Raw genomic sequence first — 1,278 nt, 5'->3', positions numbered from 1 at the left:
ACCGACATCTTCCAGGCCGCGTCGGTTGTCGCTTGAAACACCGGTCGGCCGGAGGTAGCCGACCCTGCCAGACCAAGGCTCGTCCAGGCTCCTTCGGCCAAACCGCCGTCACCAACCTCATGGTCGTTACAGGTGGCGGTCACGGGCCTGGTGCGATCCGGACATTGCAGCCAGGCGACAGCATCGGCAAGGTACGCAGTTGGCATCAACCCTCCCCTGAGTGCACCAGTCCCTGTCGCATAGACACGGCTGTCGCCTCTCAGATCCAACTGCAAGCCGGAACAACTGGCGAGTTCATTGATTCTGAGAACGCTCTGCCCAGTGAGAGGGAGCACCGCATGTCACTAACCGCCTCTCATCAAACAGTCTGCGCCGGCCCAGTAGTGTTCGATCCCTTAAGCCAAACCGGCGTCACGGGCATATCCAGCGACAGACTGCCCATGGCGTTTCGCTCCCCAGCGACTCGGCTCCCGGGCACGGCCGGCGAGCTCACCCAGACAAGTACTCCAGGACTGCAGTTACGGCGGCATTCCTAATCTGACGAGCGCGAACATTACCTACGTAATGAGCCTTCTTGAATGTCGCCTCGTCAGCGAGAAGAACGCTGCCAATCGTCTTGAGTCCAAGTTCGTTGAGTTTCGACAGCTGAAACCGCGAGATATCTAGAGAATCAACCGAGGTGTCCAAGCGCGCGTCCAACGCAACGTTTTCCTCGCGATCGAAGTCATCTTCGGACAGTTCATCGATCGGCGTGTACGCCGGGTGATTTGCACCGTATTCGACCATGCGTTTGACCGAAAGAGATCTACGGACGCGGGTGCCATACGCCACGGGCTCTGCGTCGAGCGCGATCTGGCAGCCGAGATTAACCATATACCTTGTACCGAGTTCGCTTCGAGTGGCCCGAATGCCCGACACACCCTCTTGAAGAATGCCGCTATAGCAGAGCAACCGAAGCGCCTCTCGCACCGTCTGAGGAGCGTCTCGATGCACCCACAAGTATGACGATGTCTCGCTAGTCCTACCCTGGTTCCTGCGATAAAGGTCGGGAAGGACATTCTTCTCGATAAATTGCCGACCCCAATCAATCAATACACGGTGACCTGGGTAGCGCTCAGCAAGACTCGAGTGCTCGGCCCAGATCTCCTCGCGGAAATATTCCCGGATCGTCTCTTGGGTATTCCTCCTGAGTTGGGTCAAATGCCTTAGTGCCTTGCAGTGGGGTCCTGCAGCGCGTTGAGGATTGTGGTCTCGGCGGGGCTGAGCGCGGGCGGGATG

General features: G+C 58.4%; 1 protein-coding gene. It reads right to left on the bottom strand.

All coding sequences use genetic code 11. The annotated features are described in order from the left end of the window. Positions 1 to 489: 489 nt before the first annotated feature. Positions 490 to 1,278 (bottom strand): hypothetical protein (locus EV643_RS46345; protein ID WP_238166231.1); only part of this gene is annotated, 789 nt, incomplete at its 5' end.

Origin of the sequence: Kribbella caucasensis (assembly GCF_004361855.1) — a bacterium.
Classification (GTDB): domain Bacteria; phylum Actinomycetota; class Actinomycetes; order Propionibacteriales; family Kribbellaceae; genus Kribbella; species Kribbella caucasensis.
Note: the sequence above shows the minus strand (reverse complement) of the source record. Positions and strands in the feature narration are given on the sequence as shown.